This is a genomic window from Xylanivirga thermophila (assembly GCF_004138105.1).
In the GTDB taxonomy this organism is placed as follows: domain Bacteria; phylum Bacillota; class Clostridia; order Caldicoprobacterales; family Xylanivirgaceae; genus Xylanivirga; species Xylanivirga thermophila.
Genome location: NZ_RXHQ01000042.1, coordinates 1 through 17,387, shown reverse-complemented (window position 1 = coordinate 17,387; position 17,387 = coordinate 1). Strand labels below are relative to the sequence as shown.

Below are 17,387 nucleotides of genomic sequence, written 5' to 3'. Positions count from 1 at the left end.
CTCCTTAATGTTTTTCGTTGTTGATTACATTATATAGGATTGACTATGCATATGGAAGGCCCCCTTAGTGGGGGTCTTCCTCTTTTTGGAATCTAATACCCAATGCCCATGAAAATTATACACTAACAGTATTATCTATATAGGTCAATAAATATAAACGGAAGGAAAAGGTGATACACATGCATTTTAGTGAATTCAAATACGAAAGGCCAAAGATAGAAGAATTCACCCATAGCCTAAACACCCTTATACAGGACTTTGAAACTGCATCTACATTCAAGGAACAAGATGCGCTTATAGTAAAAATAAACAGATTGCGCAGCCAATTTGAAACCATGTGGCAAATAGCTACCATACGCCATACCATAAACACAGAGGATCCTTTTTACGAGAAGGAAAATGACTATTTTGATGAAGTAGTACCATTGTATGAAGATTCAATAAACAAATATTATAAGTCCCTTGTTAATTCTAAATATCGGAATAAAATAGAAGAAAAATGGGGTAAACAACTCCTTACCTTGGCCGAACTAGGACTTAAAACCTTCTCTCCGGAGATAATCAATGATCTACAAAAGGAAAACCAGCTATCTAGTAAATATGTAAAACTTATCGCTTCTGCAAAGATTCCATTCGAAGGCAAAGACCGTAATCTATCTCAAATGATTCCATTCCAAGCATCTAAGGATAGGAATATGCGTATAAAGGCATACAATGCGAGATATGCATTTTTCACCCAACATGAAGACGAAATCGATAGTATATATGATAAACTAGTAAAGATACGTACAAAAATAGCACAAAAACTAGGTTATAAAAACTTTGTAGAGCTAGGATATGCACGCATGGAACGCTCTGACTATGATGCTAACATGGTAGCAAATTTCAGAAATCAGGTACTTGAATATATAGTTCCTATAACTACGAAACTATATGATAGACAAAGAAACAGATTGGGTCTTAACGATTTAAAATATTATGATGAAAGCCTAAATTTTAAAACAGGAAATCCAAAGCCATTGGGAGATGCAAAATGGCAGGTATCTAAGGCTCGCACCATGTATCATGAATTATCTTCAGAAACAGAAGAATTCTTTAACTATATGACGGAATATGGCCTTCTTGATTTGGAGAGTAAAAAAGGCAAGGCAGGCGGAGGATATTGCACCTTTATAAGTGAATATAAGGCCCCATTTATATTTGCAAATTTTAACGGGACCTCTGGAGATGTAGGTGTACTCACACATGAAGCAGGACATGCATTCCAAGTATATTGCAGCCGTAAATATTTAATACCTGAATATTATTTCCCCACAAGCGAATCAGCAGAAATACATTCCATGAGCATGGAATTCTTCACCTGGCCCTGGATGCATTTGTTCTTTGGTGATGATGATACAAAATATAAATTCGCTCACCTAGTAGATGCACTACAATTTATCCCATATGGAGTAACGGTGGATGAATTTCAGCACTTTGTATATGAGAACCCCGATGCCACCCCTGCAGAAAGGAAACAGGCTTGGAGATGTATAGAAAAAAAATATCTTCCCCACAGAGACTATGATGATAACGACTTTCTACACCGAGGGGGCTATTGGTTCCAGCAAATGCATATATTCGAATCTCCATTTTATTATATAGACTATACGCTAGCGCAGGTATGTGCTTTTCAGTTTTGGAAAAAGTCATTAGAAAACCATTCTGCTGCATGGTCAGATTATATAAGGCTTTGCAAGGCAGGAGGCACCATGTCATTTCTTGAACTTGTAAAACTCGCCAATCTCAAATCGCCCTTTGAAGACGGATGTATACAGGAGATCATGGTGCCCATAGAAAAATGGTTAAATAGTATAGACGATACGACATTTTAACCTTTTTATAAAAAAATATTAAGGTAGTCCTTTTGTGGACTACCTTAATATTTTTACTTAAATGTATCCTCATATAATTTTATAGAATCTTTTATTATCTCCATACTCTCCTTACGACCTAGAACCTTTTGCACACTAGTATATTTAAGTTCAAGCTCTTTATATCGCTCAAAGAAATGAGAAAACTCTTCCATTATATGAGGCGGGAGCTGCTTTATATCTGTATAATCATTAAAGGCAGGATCGCTTACCGGTACCGCCACAATTTTTTGATCTTCGTCATTTCCATCCATCATTACAATAGCACCAATTGGATAACATTCCACTAATACCAATGGATCCAGCTTTTCCTGACATAATATAAGTACATCCAAAGGATCACCATCGTCGGAATAAGTCCTAGGTATAAAACCATAGTTTGCAGGATAATGGGTTGAAGTATAAAGCACCCTATCAAGAATTATATATCCCGTATCCTTATCTAGCTCATACTTTTTCTTGCTACCTGCTGCAATCTCCACAACTGCTATAAATTTTTCAGGTGTTACCCTATCGGGTGATATATCATGCCATATGCTCACTCAACGCACCTCCAATATTACTTTGATATTTAGTATTATCCTTTGCCCATTAACTCTTAAAAATACCTCTTAGATATTTTGAATTATTATATCATCTTTTTTTAAAAAATAATAGCATGGAGAATTCTCCTCTCCATGCTATTATTAACATTATTTAACTGAACCTAACATACCCTCAACAAAGCGTTTCTGCATTAAAAAGAATATCAATGCCGTAGGAATAGTGGCAATTACTATAGCCACCATTATCATCCCAAAATCTGGATAATAGGAGGAGTTAAGTGTTGAAATAATAAGCGGCAATGTCATCTTCTCAGGTGACTGTAAGACAATAAGGGGCCATAGATAGCTATTCCAAACATTCATAAAAGTAATAATTGCAGCAGCTGCATAGGTAGATTTCATAGTAGGTATATATATCTTTATAAAAATTCCGAACTCACTGAGTCCATCCACCCTTGCAGCATGCAAAATTTCCTTTGGAAAAGATTTTGTATTTTGGCGAAAGAAAAATATTAAAAATGCCGTAGCAACAGATGGAATAATTACAGCCAAATAATTGTTTAATAGTCCAAACTTAGCAAACATTCTATATAGGGGTACCATCAATGCAGCAAACGGTATCATCATCGACAAAAGTAACAAATTAAAAAGATTCCCCCGTCTTCTACTATGAAAAATTTCAAATCCATATCCTGCAACTGAAGATATAAATAACGCAATGCATGTTGTTATAGTAGATATAATCAGCGAGTTTATCATACCCCTAAGCATATACGTACTAATAAATAGTGTATTTATATTATTTATGAGTTCAGAGCCAGGGGTCAGCTTACCCTTTGTTATATCAACAGATTTATTAGTAGCACTTACAATCATCCAAAAGAATGGGAACACTGCTAAAATGGAAGCAATGATCAAGAACATATACTTCAAAACTTTTTTAATCTTTGTTTTAATCATTTTCATCACCTGCTACTCTAAACTGGATAAAAGATAAAACTGCTACCATTATAACGATGGAATATGATACTGCTGAAGCATATCCAAAGTTCGGAGTATATTTAAAACATAGATTGTATATATACTGTGATATGCTTAACGTAGCATTTGCCGGTCCGCCTGCCGTTATATTAACCACTTCATCAAATATTTGCAATGTCCCATTTGTTGACATTATCGTTGTAAAAAGTATAATAGGTTTTAGCATTGGTGCCGTTATTTTAAAAAACTGTGTAAAGCCAGAGGCACCGTCAATTTTTGCTGCTTCATATATCGAAGGATCTATATTCTGTAATGAAGCTAGATAAAATATCATATTATATCCTGTCCAGCGCCATGTAATTGCTATAATTATTGTCACCTTTGCCCAAAATGGGTCAGTTAACCAAGGAATTGGCTTGTTCACCACATTTATAGCAAGAAGAAATTTATTGAATAATCCATCTGCCGCAAATAAACTCTTAAATAAAACCGAATATGCAACAAGGGATGTTACACTTGGCAGGAATAGTGCAGTTCTAAAAAAGCCTTTACCCTTTAGTGTATTATCATTAAGCAATACTGCATTAAGCATTGCCAGTACAGTCATAATCGGAACCTGTATTACAAGATAAATTAATGTATTTTTAACGGCTTCTTTGAAAACAGGATCTTGAAATAATCTGATATAGTTTGATGCACCGGTAAATACCAGATTATTGCCCATTCCAGTTTTAAAAGAAGTAATAAGGGATTTAATCATAGGATAAAATCCAAAAATAACTATTAATAAACTGGCAGGAATCACAAACAACCAACCACTTCTATTTTCTGTTGCCGTACCAATAAAATTATCTTTTTTCATCGCCATCACCCTACCTATTTAACAAAAGCTAGACTTTGTATTTTTATATAAATGCTTAATTTGGGTTAGAAAATTTTTTCTAACCCAAATTGAATCCTAAATACCTTTAATCCATACTTACTTAACCTGGGACTCTGCCTGCTTTTGGGCATTTTGCATAGCTGTATCAATATCTGTTCCATTTATGATATTCTGAAATTCTGCCTTCATAATATCATCAAAAGCATATGTGTGCAGTCCATAGTTTACAGATGGGATCTTCGATGCAAGTTCAGAAACATCAGAATAAATTTTCTGTCCTCCAAAGAACTCTACTTCCTTACCATATACATCTCCGCTTTGTACAGGTATAAATGTGGCTATTATACCATGCTTATCCAGTAGCGTTTCATAAAAAGATTTATCAGAACCAAACGTCTTTACAAGAAAATCAGTAGCAACATCTGCGCCATCTATTTCATTGAGGATATAGAAACTTGATCCTCCAAGGTTGGAAGCATTTGTTGCATCTTTAGCTTTGCTAAGCTTTGGAATAGGAGCTACACGCCATAATCCACTCTGACTTTTCTCTGCCATAATAGATGGGGTAAACCAGCAACCTGTCGGGACACTTGCAATCTCACCTGTATTCGGGCCTGCGACAAACTGTGCCCAATCAGTATGTGTTTTTGCAATCCCTGTGTCAAGCATCTCCTTACATATTGCAGCAGCCTCCTTTAGAGCCTCGTTATCTGCAAAATCAGGCGTAGAGCCATCCTCTTTTACATACCATTTACCTGCAGATTGCATCATAATCCTAAACAATCCAATATCATTAGGATCTATAGAAAGCATATGCTTACCTGTCTTTTCCTTGATTGCCTTACCAATCTCAATATACTTTTCCCATGTCAAGTCCTGCATATCAGCTTCAGTATACCCTGCATCTTCTACATAGTCTTTTCTATAGTACAATACAGCCGAACCTGTATCAAATGGAATGCCATAGGATTTACCATCCATAGTCATGAAATCTTTTTTATAACTAGCAAAATCATCATATTTAACTACATCGGTTAATTCTTTAAAACTACCAGGATATGCTTTTAAAAAAGTTTGAATTCTATAGTCTTCAATAAGAACTATATTTGGCAAGCCACTTGTTGTACCAGAGCTAAGACCTGTATTGAGTTTCTGAATAACATCATTCTGTGCAATTTCAACAATTTCAATTTCAACATTTGCATTATCTTTATTATATATCTTTTTTGCCTCTTCAAGAGCAGCTACATTAAAATTTTTATCCCATGCCCATGCAACTATCTTTTGTTTTTTATCAGTATTTTCTGAAGACTCACCTTTGTTGGGTTTATCATTTGATGATGAACAAGCAACCAATCCAATAATCATAATAGCTACAAGCAATAATAAAATTACCTTTTTACCTTTCCCCATTATTTTCACACTCCTATTATAATAAATTCATTACAGGGTCACTTTGAAATGTTTAATAATTAATTTATTGTTTAATCATAATTGTATATAAATATCTAATAAAATTCTCGTCTATAATTGAGCATCTTTGGTATTAATTTTTCCTCATACCCTGTCCAAAAAACCTCGTTTGGGGAATATTTTTTGATCTTAGTAATATTTTGTGATTTTTCTCATAAATTATTCAAAAGCAACTACTATTTAATACTATTTTTCATATTTCATTTCTATTGTGACAGTCGTTCCAACCCCTACTTTACTTATTATCTTTACACCATACTCTTCACCATATATAAGTTTGAGTCGTTCGTCTACATTCCTTATACCTATACCGGAAAAATGATCTTTTTCGTATTTTTTATTCAATAATTTATCACATCTATCAATGCTTATACCATCTCCATCATCGATTACTTCACAAATGAGCTTGTCCACCCTATGTTTTATAAATATTCTAATACATCCTTCCTGCTTCTTCTGATATGCATGGAAAAATGCATTTTCTATAAATGGCTGTATTATAAGTTTAGGTATCAAGCAATCCAGACAGTCATCATCAACACTATATTCTACTTCTATGTCTGACCCATATCTAACATGATTTATAGCAACATAATTTTTTAAATTTAGTAACTCCTCTTGCACAGTAATTTTTTCATCCGTCTTACTGATAGTATTTTGCAATAATAATATAAGTGCATTTATCGTATCGGTCACCGCCTGTGTATTCCCCTGCCATGAAAGATACTTAATAGATGCAAGGGTATTATATAAAAAATGAGGATTTATTTGCATTTGTAATGCACTTATTTCAGCCTTTCTCCGCCCTTTTTGCTCACTTACAAGTCTATTGACATAATTATCTATTTCATCTACCATAATATTATATACCTGTTGCAGCTCCCTTACTTCATAACTGCCTCTCACTTCGGAAACCTTGGTAAAATTCCCATTTTTCGCTCCCCTCATATGAGATACCAAATGTGTCAGTGGCTGAGTTATTCTACGGGTAATTAAAAATACCAAGGCAATTGCTAAAAAACTAATAAAAAAACATACTAAATATATTAATGGCTGTGATTCTATAAAACCTTTTAAAATATAATTTTTATCTACTATATTTACCATGTACATATCATATACAGGAAGATACTTTGCTATAAGCACTCCGTCATTTTTATTGTGCTTTATATTTGTGTAGGGACCTCCTGATTCAATATGCGCTGCTGACAATTTAACCATTATAGTATCCATAGTTCCCACTAATCGCTTGTCACTACTAGAAACCACCATACCATTCGATGACAAAATCTCTATTTTACTCCCATTTGGCCATATACCCCCATACATATTACTAAAAACAGATTCATCAATAGTTATATAGATAGTGCCAAAATTTGTAGCAGTATATGGGTCTATAAGCTGCTTGGTCACTATTATTACATGATTCCTTTTTGTATTAGTTGTAATACCAGGAAAACAATAGTTATAAAAAATTTTTGATGGGTTAACCTTCGATTGCACTGTAATAGGGTGTTTTTCCAAATCAGCTATGCTAATATTCAACGTATCACCTGATGAAATAAATGTGCGGCCATTCACCCCAACGGCTATAACATTAAGATCAGTATAACTGCTAGTTTGTTCAATGCTTTTCAAATATGTCTTCATATTATAACATACTTTAAATAATCTAGTCTGATCGGATATATCCTGCGTAAAATATTCCCTTAGAAAAGAATTTTGTCTATAGGTATTGACCACTGACGCAATTGTTGTATTAAAACTAGCAAACTTATCAGAAATTTGATTAAGCGTTTTTTCATTAGCTATTGTAAATGAATCTATAAACGAATCCTCCATAATAGACATTGCTAATGCAGATATAAATATATTGCTCGCTAACAAGCTAATAATCATCACAATAGATAATTTTATAAACAAGCTAAGTTTAAATTTTTCTGTGAATATCTTTTTATTCATAATTTCCTCCAATAATTTGACTATAGCTTTTTATGTCCCTTACGATAGGTTGAAGGATTCATCCCTACAAGTTTTTTGAATACCTTGCCAAAATAACTCTGATCGGAATAACCTACCATCTCACTAATATCACCTATAGGAATATTAGTTGTAATCAACAACTCCTTTGCTTTTTGAATACGTACATCATTAAGATATTCATTTATTCCCATATGTGCATAATTGCTGAAATAGGATGACAAATAGGAATAGCTAATATGGAACTTATCTGCAATTACATCAAGGGATATTTGATCCTTATAATTATTTCTTATATATGCCTCTATTTTATAAAACAGCTCAGCGTCTATTTTTCGATACTTTGCAACCTTGACCCTTAAAAAAGCAAAAATATCGTCCATAGCTGCTAAAAGTTCATCCATATCCAATGCGTTTTCTATTTGTGAAAAAAACTCCATCTTCTTTATATTAAGCTCATCATCTGAAATTCCCATATCCTCTAGTGATATAATAGTATTATATATGGTATTCTCCAATATTTTCTTTAGCTCAATAGACTTCATAGCTTTTGATTCTTTTACCAGATTCATAAAGTTAAGTAAATAATTAAATCCTTCATCAAGGTGAAACAATCGTATACTATCAATATATTTTTTATTATCCAAGATAGGCAGAGGTTTATTATAATTTATATCTTTTTCAAATATAATATTTTGATCTTTTATATAAAAACGCATATCTATTAACCGTTCAATCATCTTTGCCCTATCATATGTCTTTAGAACATCAGAATATTCATCACTTACAGCCAAAAATATTGTTGGTATGTCCTCAGCAATTTTCCTTACCATATTCGATATTTTATTTTTTATATTCTGGTATTCTCCTTTTTCAAAATTAAGCATAATCAAAAATCGCGTGCGATGATTAAATACAATCCAATGGTAATCTACATCCGATAATATATCTTCAGCAATATTAGTAATTGTATCCAATATAATATTTTCCTTAATTATATCGGTATCCATAATTCTAGATATGCTGCAACCACATAAACAAAACTGACTATTAGAAAAATAGCTGCACATCTCTTTTGGAGGAATATTTAAAACCCTACCAGAAATTAAATGGTAAATTATCTCCTCGTAACTAATTTCATCATTGCTTCCTTTGGGTGTTATTTTGATGTTTAATTTCTGTGCAATGTTTTTTAGTTTACAAAGCAACACTTCAGGCTCCAACTGAGGCTTTAATATATAATCTACAATACCATATTGCAGGGTTGGTTTCACATAATCGAATTCATTATGTCCACTTATTACAATTACAAAAATATCAGGATACTTTAGATTTATTATTTTTGTAAGTTCCACACCATCCATAACTGGCATAACAATATCGCTGATAACAACATGTGGTCTAAGCATCTCAATCATATCAAGAGCCTCTTTGCCATTGGAGCATTCTCCCACTATCTCAAAAATATCCTTTTCCAACCCAATTATATATCTTAATGCTTGTCTTGATATTAATTCATCTTCCACAATTAATATCCTGCAAGTTGTATCCATATAAGCCCCTCCTTTTTATGGATGTCGTTTTGCTATCCAATAAAATTTCCCACATCAAAATTATACCACAAGGACTTATTTATTTCTAAAACGTACATTTTATACGAATATATAAAATAAAATCACCCTAAATGAGTGATCTTTATTTTTATATATGTAAAACATATATATTTAGCTTACATTTAGCTGTTTTTCAGCAAGGCGCCTTTGGATAAAACGATCTAGAAAAGTTTTTATAGTAGCAGCTATAGGTACACCTAAAAACATACCCCAAACCCCAAAGGCCCCTCCTCCTATTATTATAGCGGCTATAACCCAAAACGGAGAAAGTCCTACCTGATCACCGAGTATTTTAGGTCCTAGATACCATCCATCGAATTGCTGCAGTGCAAATATGAATATAAGTACCCATAAGGCCTGTATAGGACTATAAAATATAGTAATTATAAAGGCAGGCACCATGCCTAAAAACGGGCCAAAATATGGTATCATGTTGGTTATCCCTACTATTACACTTAGGAGTGAAGCAAAATGAACCCTCATTATGCCTAAACCTATAAAGCACATTATACCAATTATTAGCGAATCCAAAGCCTTTCCAAGTATAAATTTTGAAAATATAAGATTCACTTCTGAACATGTCTTTAAAAAGTAAGTTGCCCTATCTTTCCTTAATATCGCATATATAAATCTTTTAAAGTTAGATTTAAATTTCTCCTTATCCATCAAAATATATATGGAGATAACAATACCTAATATAGCCTTTGCAACTGAATATGTGATATTTATAGCTTGAGATAGTATAACATTTAACTTGCTGGTCAAAAACTCAGATGCATGTTGCATACCTTCCATAAACTTTTCTTCCAAATTTACATTTAATCTGTTTAATGCCTCAAACTTATCGGCATTATCATTTAGCCAATCCTGAGCAATATCTACATATTCAGGTATGGATGAAGCCAACTCACCAGCACTTTTTATCACCTTCGGAGTAACTATAGTTATAAAAAGTACTAATATTCCCAAAAATAGTGTGTAAGTTATTACAAGACTCCAAACACGCTTGATATGAAATTTACGTTCGAAATATTTCATTACAGGATTTAAAATATAGGCAATACAAAAACCCCATATAAAAGCGCCTATTATTGAAAAAAATTTGCTGAAGAAATCTCCTACCGCACCTATATTGTCTATTAGTTTTACAATTATAAATGATAAGACTATAATCGGAAGCAATTCTATATAAGGTACTTTTTTTGAATTTTTAAACAATTCGTATTCTCCTTCTATCTCCAATGTGAGAGTTAGTAAAATTCCATGATTTTATTATATACCAAACCATATATAATTTTGAATATCTTTTTAGTTTGGTATAATTAATTTTTTGTTACCTGTATATAAAATACAAAGGCATTTCCCCATGTAGCTAAATAATGGGGAAATGCCTTTTATTCACTTTCCAATATTCTTATACCCAACTATATTATTGCTTATTTGCACAAAATGCCTTTTATAACTTAAAAATTTATATATTACAATATTAGAAGAAGACCACAATACTCCCGCCATCCAACCTGCCATAACATCACTTAGATAATGAACCCCAATATATACCCTACTAAGTCCTATAACGACAGGATACATAAAAATCAGCATGCATATTGCAAATGCACCCTTCCTATTCCTAATATGAGCCACAATATGATAAACCAATAAAACGCTAAACCCCATAGATATCATTGCATGTCCGCTTGGGAAACTATAACCTGAAGCCTCCATAATTCTAAAATTCGATGGCCTAGGCCTTTTAAATATGTGCTTTAGCATCTCATTAAATATCCATAGTCCAAAAGTATTATACATGAAGAATACACCATCTTTGTTACATCCAGCATAAAATAAAACAAATGAAACCAAGAGCGTAAGCATTATAACAGGAATAGTATTCCCTGTCCTTGTTACAATTTTAAATATACTATTTAGCCTCTCAGTCCTTAAGTTGTGTATATATTGTATTGTGCTCATATCAAAATTCCAATTACCGTATATCAAATAATGCCCCATAAAAGACAAAAATATAAATAATGCAAAAAAAGCCGCACCTATACTTATAAAAAAATAATTAGATCTATCATCATACTCCCTATATCTAGCTACAAAATCCTCTATCCTTTTAAGCAATTCCCTTACATATAGCACCATCCATCCCCCCTACTATTTATGTCGAAGGCCAATTGATATATTTATTCAAAATTTTAACAAAATCAGATAATCCTTTTGCATCTTCATAATCAAATCTCCCTTTTCTCGGGCTATCTATATCTAAAACTCCTATAAGTTCGCCTTCTTTTATTATAGGTATAACAATTTCAGACATTGAAGCACAATCACAAGCAATATGTCCCGGAAACTTATGCACATCCTCTACTACTTGAATCTCACCAGATTGAGCTGCAATCCCGCAAACGCCCTTTCCAATAGGTATTCGTATGCATGCCGGTTTACCCTGAAAAGGCCCAAGCACTAACTGTTCTCCTTTTTTAAAATAAAAACCTGACCAATTAACATCGTGAATCATTAAATATAAAAGCGCACATGCGTTACAAATGTTAGCAAGCCAATCCTGTTCTTCGCTAATTAACCCTTCAAGAGATGAGTTTAAATCGTTATAAAACTCCCATTTATCTTTAAACATTTCACCATCCCCATTTCAATCTATTGTACAAATATATTTTGAAGTGTATTTTATCATATTATTTTATTCATTCCAATAGTAACTTAATATAAATTTTCAATGGTTCGTTGTATAATTAAATTCAACACCAAAAAAATATAGAACCATAGCGGGAAAATCATGTATAATGTTTTTGATGAAAAAATCAAATACAATGAAGTGCTCGCTATGGATAATTCTAATTGTAACACAGGTACACGCAAATTTGAACATCTAAATTCATATGAACGTGGAATAATATGTGCTTTGCTAAATGAGGGGAAAATATTTTGCAGCTTTCTACAAAAGGTACTTGCAAAAAACATGCCTGCCTGTTTTTATCTAGTTGTTTCTATTTTATCATTATTTTGTTCGCTATCTTTGGATAATTATATCTAATATGAAGGTGACATAATTTTGCCAATATAAACTGGTATATTATCATTGTTTACAACCATAAAAAAGAATGGTCTATCTAAATGAAATTCAAAAATATCAAGGGTTTCATCATCTGCTGAATCTGCCCTGATAGATGTATAAGCAGCACCCTCTATTCCGTACTCATTAATATTAAAAGTCGTGCCTTGCCGCACTTCGGATATATAGGCGTCTGCGGTAGTCATTCTCGACAGGTCAGCATTCACGCCAAATATATCCGTAAGTCCTAAACTCTTCAAATAATCTATTAAATACAAATCGTTTTCGACGTTGCACTTAGGAATTTTAAGAGATAATGTATCAACAGTTTTTCTGGTTAGTCCATTATTGAAATAATTATTTAAGGAATGGGATATTTGATAGTCTTCAAATAGAAGATCCTCTTTGGTCAAGATAAAAAACATCTCTCCAAATTCTTGCAAAGGTAACGATACAAAGATACTACTATCATCTTCCCAGATATCATAGGAATACAACATCATATTCATAAAGCTCGCTATAGTCGTTTGATTGTTTACAAGATAGAATATATCCTCTTTTGTTAACCTTTCGTCAAAATCATAATACCATAGATCTTTTAGATAAATAGAATTAACTAACATAGCTATTGTAGAAGGATAAACTGTTACTTGTGGTTTTATCAAGTGGTTAGTATTTTCTGATATCCATTTAGATATCAGGACGCCTGCTTCTTTCGGTTTAGTAAAATCCATTTTATTTATTACTCCATAATAGTTATCCGCAATTTTTTGCTTATACTCATTAAATATATCAACATTTTTGTTAACCCAAAGTGAATTAGCGATCAGGAAGGCAGTTTGGTCAGATTGCGTGTATAATGATTGATACAATTGTTGCATTTGTTTATTATGAATCGCAACATCGTCAATATTTAATGCAATTTTTATCTGGTTCAATGAGTTATTGTCTGTTGAGTTTGCCAGCATAGAAAGACCAAAATACAGACTAAGTGGTGAATAACATACATTGTCTACTCCCATAAATAGCATATCAATATTGTTAATCGAAAATGATTGAATAGCTTCTTTTGTTGACGTATTAACAGGTTCTTTTATATGCTTTTCAGGATAGACAATGTTTTCTATTCTATCTGCTTTTAGGATATTACAACCTAGAAGTAGAGCAAGCAGCAGTACTCCGTACAGTAAATAAACTCTTATTTTCATTCTTATATCCACTCCTTTCGCTTCGCTCAAGGCATAAAACATGATGGACAATAGTTTACTACAAAAGGCTATATAATCTCATCGGTAATTTTTTCATTGGCTAAATGTTCCTTCATGCTTTTGCCGTAAATATAAATTTTCAATGAATATTTTTTTGCCTATTACAAAAAATAAGATTGGAGGTGCAAAGTATATGGTAAATTTAACTGAAAAGGAAAGATTACTTCTAGAAGATCAGAAACAGCATGAGGAAATGTGTATCAAAAAATACAACAACTATGCAAACCAAGCACAGGATTCCCAGTTAAAACAGATATTTTTAGCCAATGCTCAACAGGAACAACAGCATTTAAATACTATAAATCAAATGCTTAATGGTCAAGTGCCGAATATGACACAACAGCAAAATCAGGGACAAAACCCTAAATCTATCCAAAATAACCAGCAGAATCAACAAGCTGGTTTAAACAGTAAGAATGATGCAGATCTATGCATTGATATGCTTTCAACTGAAAAATACGTTTCCAATACCTATGATACTGCAATATTTGAATTTGCCGACACAAACATGAGACAGGCGCTAAATCATATTCAAAAAGAAGAACAGGAGCATGGCGAAAGCATATTTAAATATATGGAAAGCAAGGGCATGTATAACCCACAATAAATCTGGCATACAAAAATATTATGCTTTCAAAATGAAGGATGGAATATATATTACATTTCCATCCTTCATTAATATACATATTCTAATTGTTTAAACACTTTTTTAAAAGTTCCGCAAGTTCATTAGCATACCCCTCTATTTTTGCCTGATCTTCTCCTTCTATCATTATACGTATAAGCGGTTCAGTACCAGAGGGCCTAATAAGTACACGACCACGTCCAGCAAGGGTTTCTTCCATATTTCGGATTTCATCCTGTATAACTTTATCCTTTAAATATAATTGCTTTTTATCTTCTTCTACCTTGACGTTTACTAGTACTTGTGGGAGCCTTTTCATGGTATTTCCCAATTCAGAGAGTTTCTTGCCGCTTCGCTTCATAACAGACATAAGCTGCAAGGCTGTAATCATACCATCTCCAGTAGTATTATAATCTAAAAATATGATATGTCCCGATTGTTCTCCACCGATGTTATAACCTTTTTCCAACATCTTCTCCAATACATATCTATCTCCTACAGTAGTTTTTTCAAATGCGCAGCCTGCATTTCTTAGTGCTATATCAAAACCTAGATTGCTCATAATAGTAGCTACAACTGTATTCTGTTTCAATACACCCCGTTTTTTCATATCTAAAGCACACATTACCATTATCTGGTCTCCATCTATCATATTGCCCTTTTCATCTACTGCAATAAGCCTATCCGCATCTCCATCAAATGCCAGACCTATATCCGCTTTGGATTTTATTACATACTCCTGTAAACTACGAGTATCTGTAGAACCACAATGGTAATTTATATTTGTACCGTCAGGCATATTATGTATAGGCAATACCTCTGCTTCCAACTCCGAAAATAACAATGGAGCTATCTTGGATGATGCACCATTTGCACAATCCAATGCTACCCTAAAGCCTTTTAAACTAACAGAAACCGTAGACTTTAGAAATGATATATAATCCTTATATGCCTCGCCTTTTCTTATCTTTCTTCCTATCTTATCACCGGTAGGTAATGGAATTGTTTCAGCATTATGAAGTATAATAGATTCTATTTCATCTTCCAGCTCATCACGTAGTTTATACCCACTGCTGTTGAAAATTTTTATACCATTATACTCCATAGGATTGTGGGATGCAGATATTACTATGCCTGCATCGGCATTATAAAACCGAGTTAAATATGCTATGGCGGGAGTAGGTATTATACCTATCTCTATAGCAGTAGCTCCTACAGAACATATACCAGCAACTAATGCACTCTCTAGCATATCACCGGATATCCTTGTATCCCGGCCCACCAATATCTTTGGAATACTTTTTTTCTCTTTTGTTAGCACAAATGCTCCCGCCTGCCCCAATTTATATGCAAGTATACAATCGAGTTCCTTGTTCGCAAGACCTCTTACTCCATCTGTACCAAATAATCTGCCCATATGTAAGCTCCTCCCTATCAATTTCCTGATAACCCTTCTTCAAATTTTTCAATAATATATCTCTGGGCAGCCATGGCCGCTATAGCTCCATCAGAAGCTGCTGTTATAATTTGCCAAAGAGGTTTTTGCCTTAAATCTCCTGCTACAAATACACCTGGTATATCAGTTTCCATATTTTCATTAACAATGGCAAAACCTGAATCCGTAGTTTTTACCTTATCTATTATAAGTTCATTATTAGGCTGTATGCCTATAGCCACAAACATACCCTGAAGTTCTATATCTTCCATATCATTATTTATTTTATTCCTTATTCTTATTCCAGTTACCTTTTCTTCTCCTAAAATAGATTCCACGTTAGAATTCCATATAACATGTATTTTATCATTTTTCATTACCCTATCCTGTAATATCTGTGATGCCCTAAACTCATCCCGTCTATGAATTAAATACACCCTATTGGCATATTGGGCAAGGTATATGGCATCAGTCAATGCAGTATCGCCACCACCTACTACAGCTACATCCTGCCCCTTATAGAACATAGCATCACATGTAGCACAGTATGATACACCCCTACCCCTAAACTTCTGTTCCTTGTCAAGACCTAGCATCTTAGGTTGGGCACCCATGGCGAGTATTAGAGTCTTTGCCTCATATTCACCTTTGTTTGTAATTACTTTTTTTATCTTACCGTCTATATTTAAATTCATAACCTGATCATACATTATATCAAGATTAAATTTTCTAGCATGTTCTTCAAGTTTCATTGCAAGATCAGGACCGCTTATTGGCTCTATGAATCCAGGATAATTTTCCACCATATATGTAGTAGCTATTTGCCCGCCTGGAAACATCTGCTCAAATAGCAATGCGTTCATGCCTGCTCTTTTTGCATAGATCCCTGCCGTAAGTCCTGCTACTCCACCACCAACTATAATAACATCATACATTTATATACCCCTCCCTAAAAATCCAGTATATAAATAGTATACCCCAAAAATGAACAGCCTACCATATTTATATATGGTAGGCTTATAATAAACTGTTTACTTACAAATAAGTTTGCTCACGGAGTAACAAAGTTTGCTCGTGTTGAAATGTAGTTGTTGCAATGCTTCTCGCCGTTTATTCCCTTCGAGTGACAAAGTTTGCTCGTGGGTTTTATTACCTTAAAAAATATAAAAAAATATATAAAAAATGAGAAAATGACAAGCGAGTTTGCTCGCAATGACAAAGTTTGCTCGTGGAAGGTTTACTCATAAAATGAGTATTCATACGCAGGGTATAACCTACGGGAGGAAATATCGAAACCACATACACATCGGAATTCTACTTGCTTTCGAGGGATTACAACTACGTCCGTTTAGCATATTTTTATTTATTTCTATATCTATTTTTGAACACAAAAAAACCGCCAAAGGTATATAAACCAATGACGGTTTTGTAAACTCGCAAACAAACTTTGTAAGTTTGAACAAACTCGAGTTAGTGTATAATTTTCATGGGCATCGGGCATTAAATTCCAAAAAGAGGAAGACCCCACTAAGGGGTCTTCCATATGCATAGTCAATCCTATATAATGTAATCAACACCGAAAAACATTAAGGAGT

At 33.4% G+C, this 17,387-nt stretch carries 15 protein-coding genes; 3 read left to right on the top strand and 12 right to left on the bottom strand.

Annotation, left to right across the window (positions count from 1 at the left end):
* Positions 1 to 179: 179 nt before the first annotated feature.
* Complete coding sequence (locus EJN67_RS12885; protein ID WP_129724859.1) at positions 180 to 1,874, top strand: M3 family oligoendopeptidase; 1,695 nt, start codon at positions 180 to 182, stop codon at positions 1,872 to 1,874.
* 53 nt (positions 1,875 to 1,927) lie between these two features.
* Here the strand turns inward: EJN67_RS12885 and EJN67_RS12880 are convergent, their stop codons facing one another.
* From EJN67_RS12880 to EJN67_RS12840, 9 genes are all read right to left on the bottom strand, one after another.
* The gene (locus tag EJN67_RS12880) at positions 1,928 to 2,455 is read right to left on the bottom strand and encodes an inorganic diphosphatase (protein WP_129724858.1); all 528 of its coding nucleotides are present in this window, start codon (positions 2,453 to 2,455) and stop codon (positions 1,928 to 1,930) included.
* 150 nt (positions 2,456 to 2,605) lie between these two features.
* Entirely contained in the window at positions 2,606 to 3,418 is an 813-nt protein-coding gene (locus EJN67_RS12875; RefSeq protein WP_129724857.1) for a carbohydrate ABC transporter permease, read from the bottom strand.
* Complete coding sequence (locus EJN67_RS12870) at positions 3,411 to 4,301, bottom strand: carbohydrate ABC transporter permease (protein WP_129724856.1); 891 nt, start codon at positions 4,299 to 4,301, stop codon at positions 3,411 to 3,413. Before EJN67_RS12870 ends, EJN67_RS12875 begins: the two co-directional genes overlap by 8 nt.
* Positions 4,302 to 4,418: 117 nt before the next feature.
* Positions 4,419 to 5,735 carry an ABC transporter substrate-binding protein gene (locus tag EJN67_RS12865; RefSeq protein WP_129724855.1) on the bottom strand — a complete coding sequence of 439 codons (1,317 nt, stop codon included), beginning with the start codon at positions 5,733 to 5,735 and terminating at the stop codon, positions 4,419 to 4,421.
* A 246-nt stretch (positions 5,736 to 5,981) separates the two neighbouring features.
* Entirely contained in the window at positions 5,982 to 7,757 is a 1,776-nt protein-coding gene (locus tag EJN67_RS12860; protein ID WP_129724854.1) for a sensor histidine kinase, read from the bottom strand.
* 20 nt (positions 7,758 to 7,777) lie between these two features.
* The gene (locus tag EJN67_RS12855) at positions 7,778 to 9,328 is read right to left on the bottom strand and encodes a response regulator transcription factor (protein WP_129724853.1); all 1,551 of its coding nucleotides are present in this window, start codon (positions 9,326 to 9,328) and stop codon (positions 7,778 to 7,780) included.
* A 171-nt stretch (positions 9,329 to 9,499) separates the two neighbouring features.
* The gene (locus EJN67_RS12850) at positions 9,500 to 10,606 is read right to left on the bottom strand and encodes an AI-2E family transporter (RefSeq protein ID WP_129724852.1); all 1,107 of its coding nucleotides are present in this window, start codon (positions 10,604 to 10,606) and stop codon (positions 9,500 to 9,502) included.
* 180 nt (positions 10,607 to 10,786) lie between these two features.
* On the bottom strand, positions 10,787 to 11,536 hold the full coding sequence (locus EJN67_RS12845) for a phosphatase PAP2 family protein (RefSeq protein WP_129724851.1): 750 nt from the start codon (positions 11,534 to 11,536) through the stop codon (positions 10,787 to 10,789).
* Between the two features lie 16 nt (positions 11,537 to 11,552).
* Positions 11,553 to 12,029 carry a GAF domain-containing protein gene (locus EJN67_RS12840; RefSeq protein WP_129724850.1) on the bottom strand — a complete coding sequence of 159 codons (477 nt, stop codon included), beginning with the start codon at positions 12,027 to 12,029 and terminating at the stop codon, positions 11,553 to 11,555.
* Positions 12,030 to 12,188: 159 nt separating this feature from the next.
* On the opposite strand from EJN67_RS12840, the gene EJN67_RS12835 reads away from it, so the two are divergent.
* Positions 12,189 to 12,446 carry a hypothetical protein gene (locus EJN67_RS12835; protein WP_129724849.1) on the top strand — a complete coding sequence of 86 codons (258 nt, stop codon included), beginning with the start codon at positions 12,189 to 12,191 and terminating at the stop codon, positions 12,444 to 12,446.
* Here the strand turns inward: EJN67_RS12835 and EJN67_RS12830 are convergent.
* A complete protein-coding gene (locus EJN67_RS12830; protein ID WP_165000876.1) occupies positions 12,443 to 13,672 on the bottom strand; it encodes a serpin family protein in 1,230 nt (409 codons plus the stop codon). The genes EJN67_RS12835 and EJN67_RS12830 overlap by 4 nt on opposite strands.
* 193 nt (positions 13,673 to 13,865) lie before the next feature.
* On the opposite strand from EJN67_RS12830, the gene EJN67_RS12825 reads away from it, so the two are divergent.
* Complete coding sequence (locus EJN67_RS12825) at positions 13,866 to 14,339, top strand: spore coat protein (protein ID WP_129724847.1); 474 nt, start codon at positions 13,866 to 13,868, stop codon at positions 14,337 to 14,339.
* Positions 14,340 to 14,421: 82 nt separating this feature from the next.
* Here the strand turns inward: EJN67_RS12825 and glmM are convergent, their stop codons facing one another.
* Positions 14,422 to 15,774, bottom strand: coding sequence for a phosphoglucosamine mutase (glmM, locus tag EJN67_RS12820; protein WP_129724846.1), 1,353 nt, complete (start codon positions 15,772 to 15,774; stop codon positions 14,422 to 14,424).
* 17 nt (positions 15,775 to 15,791) lie between these two features.
* Entirely contained in the window at positions 15,792 to 16,727 is a 936-nt protein-coding gene (gene trxB / locus EJN67_RS12815) for a thioredoxin-disulfide reductase (RefSeq protein WP_129724845.1), read from the bottom strand.
* Between the last annotated feature and the right edge of the window lie 660 nt (positions 16,728 to 17,387).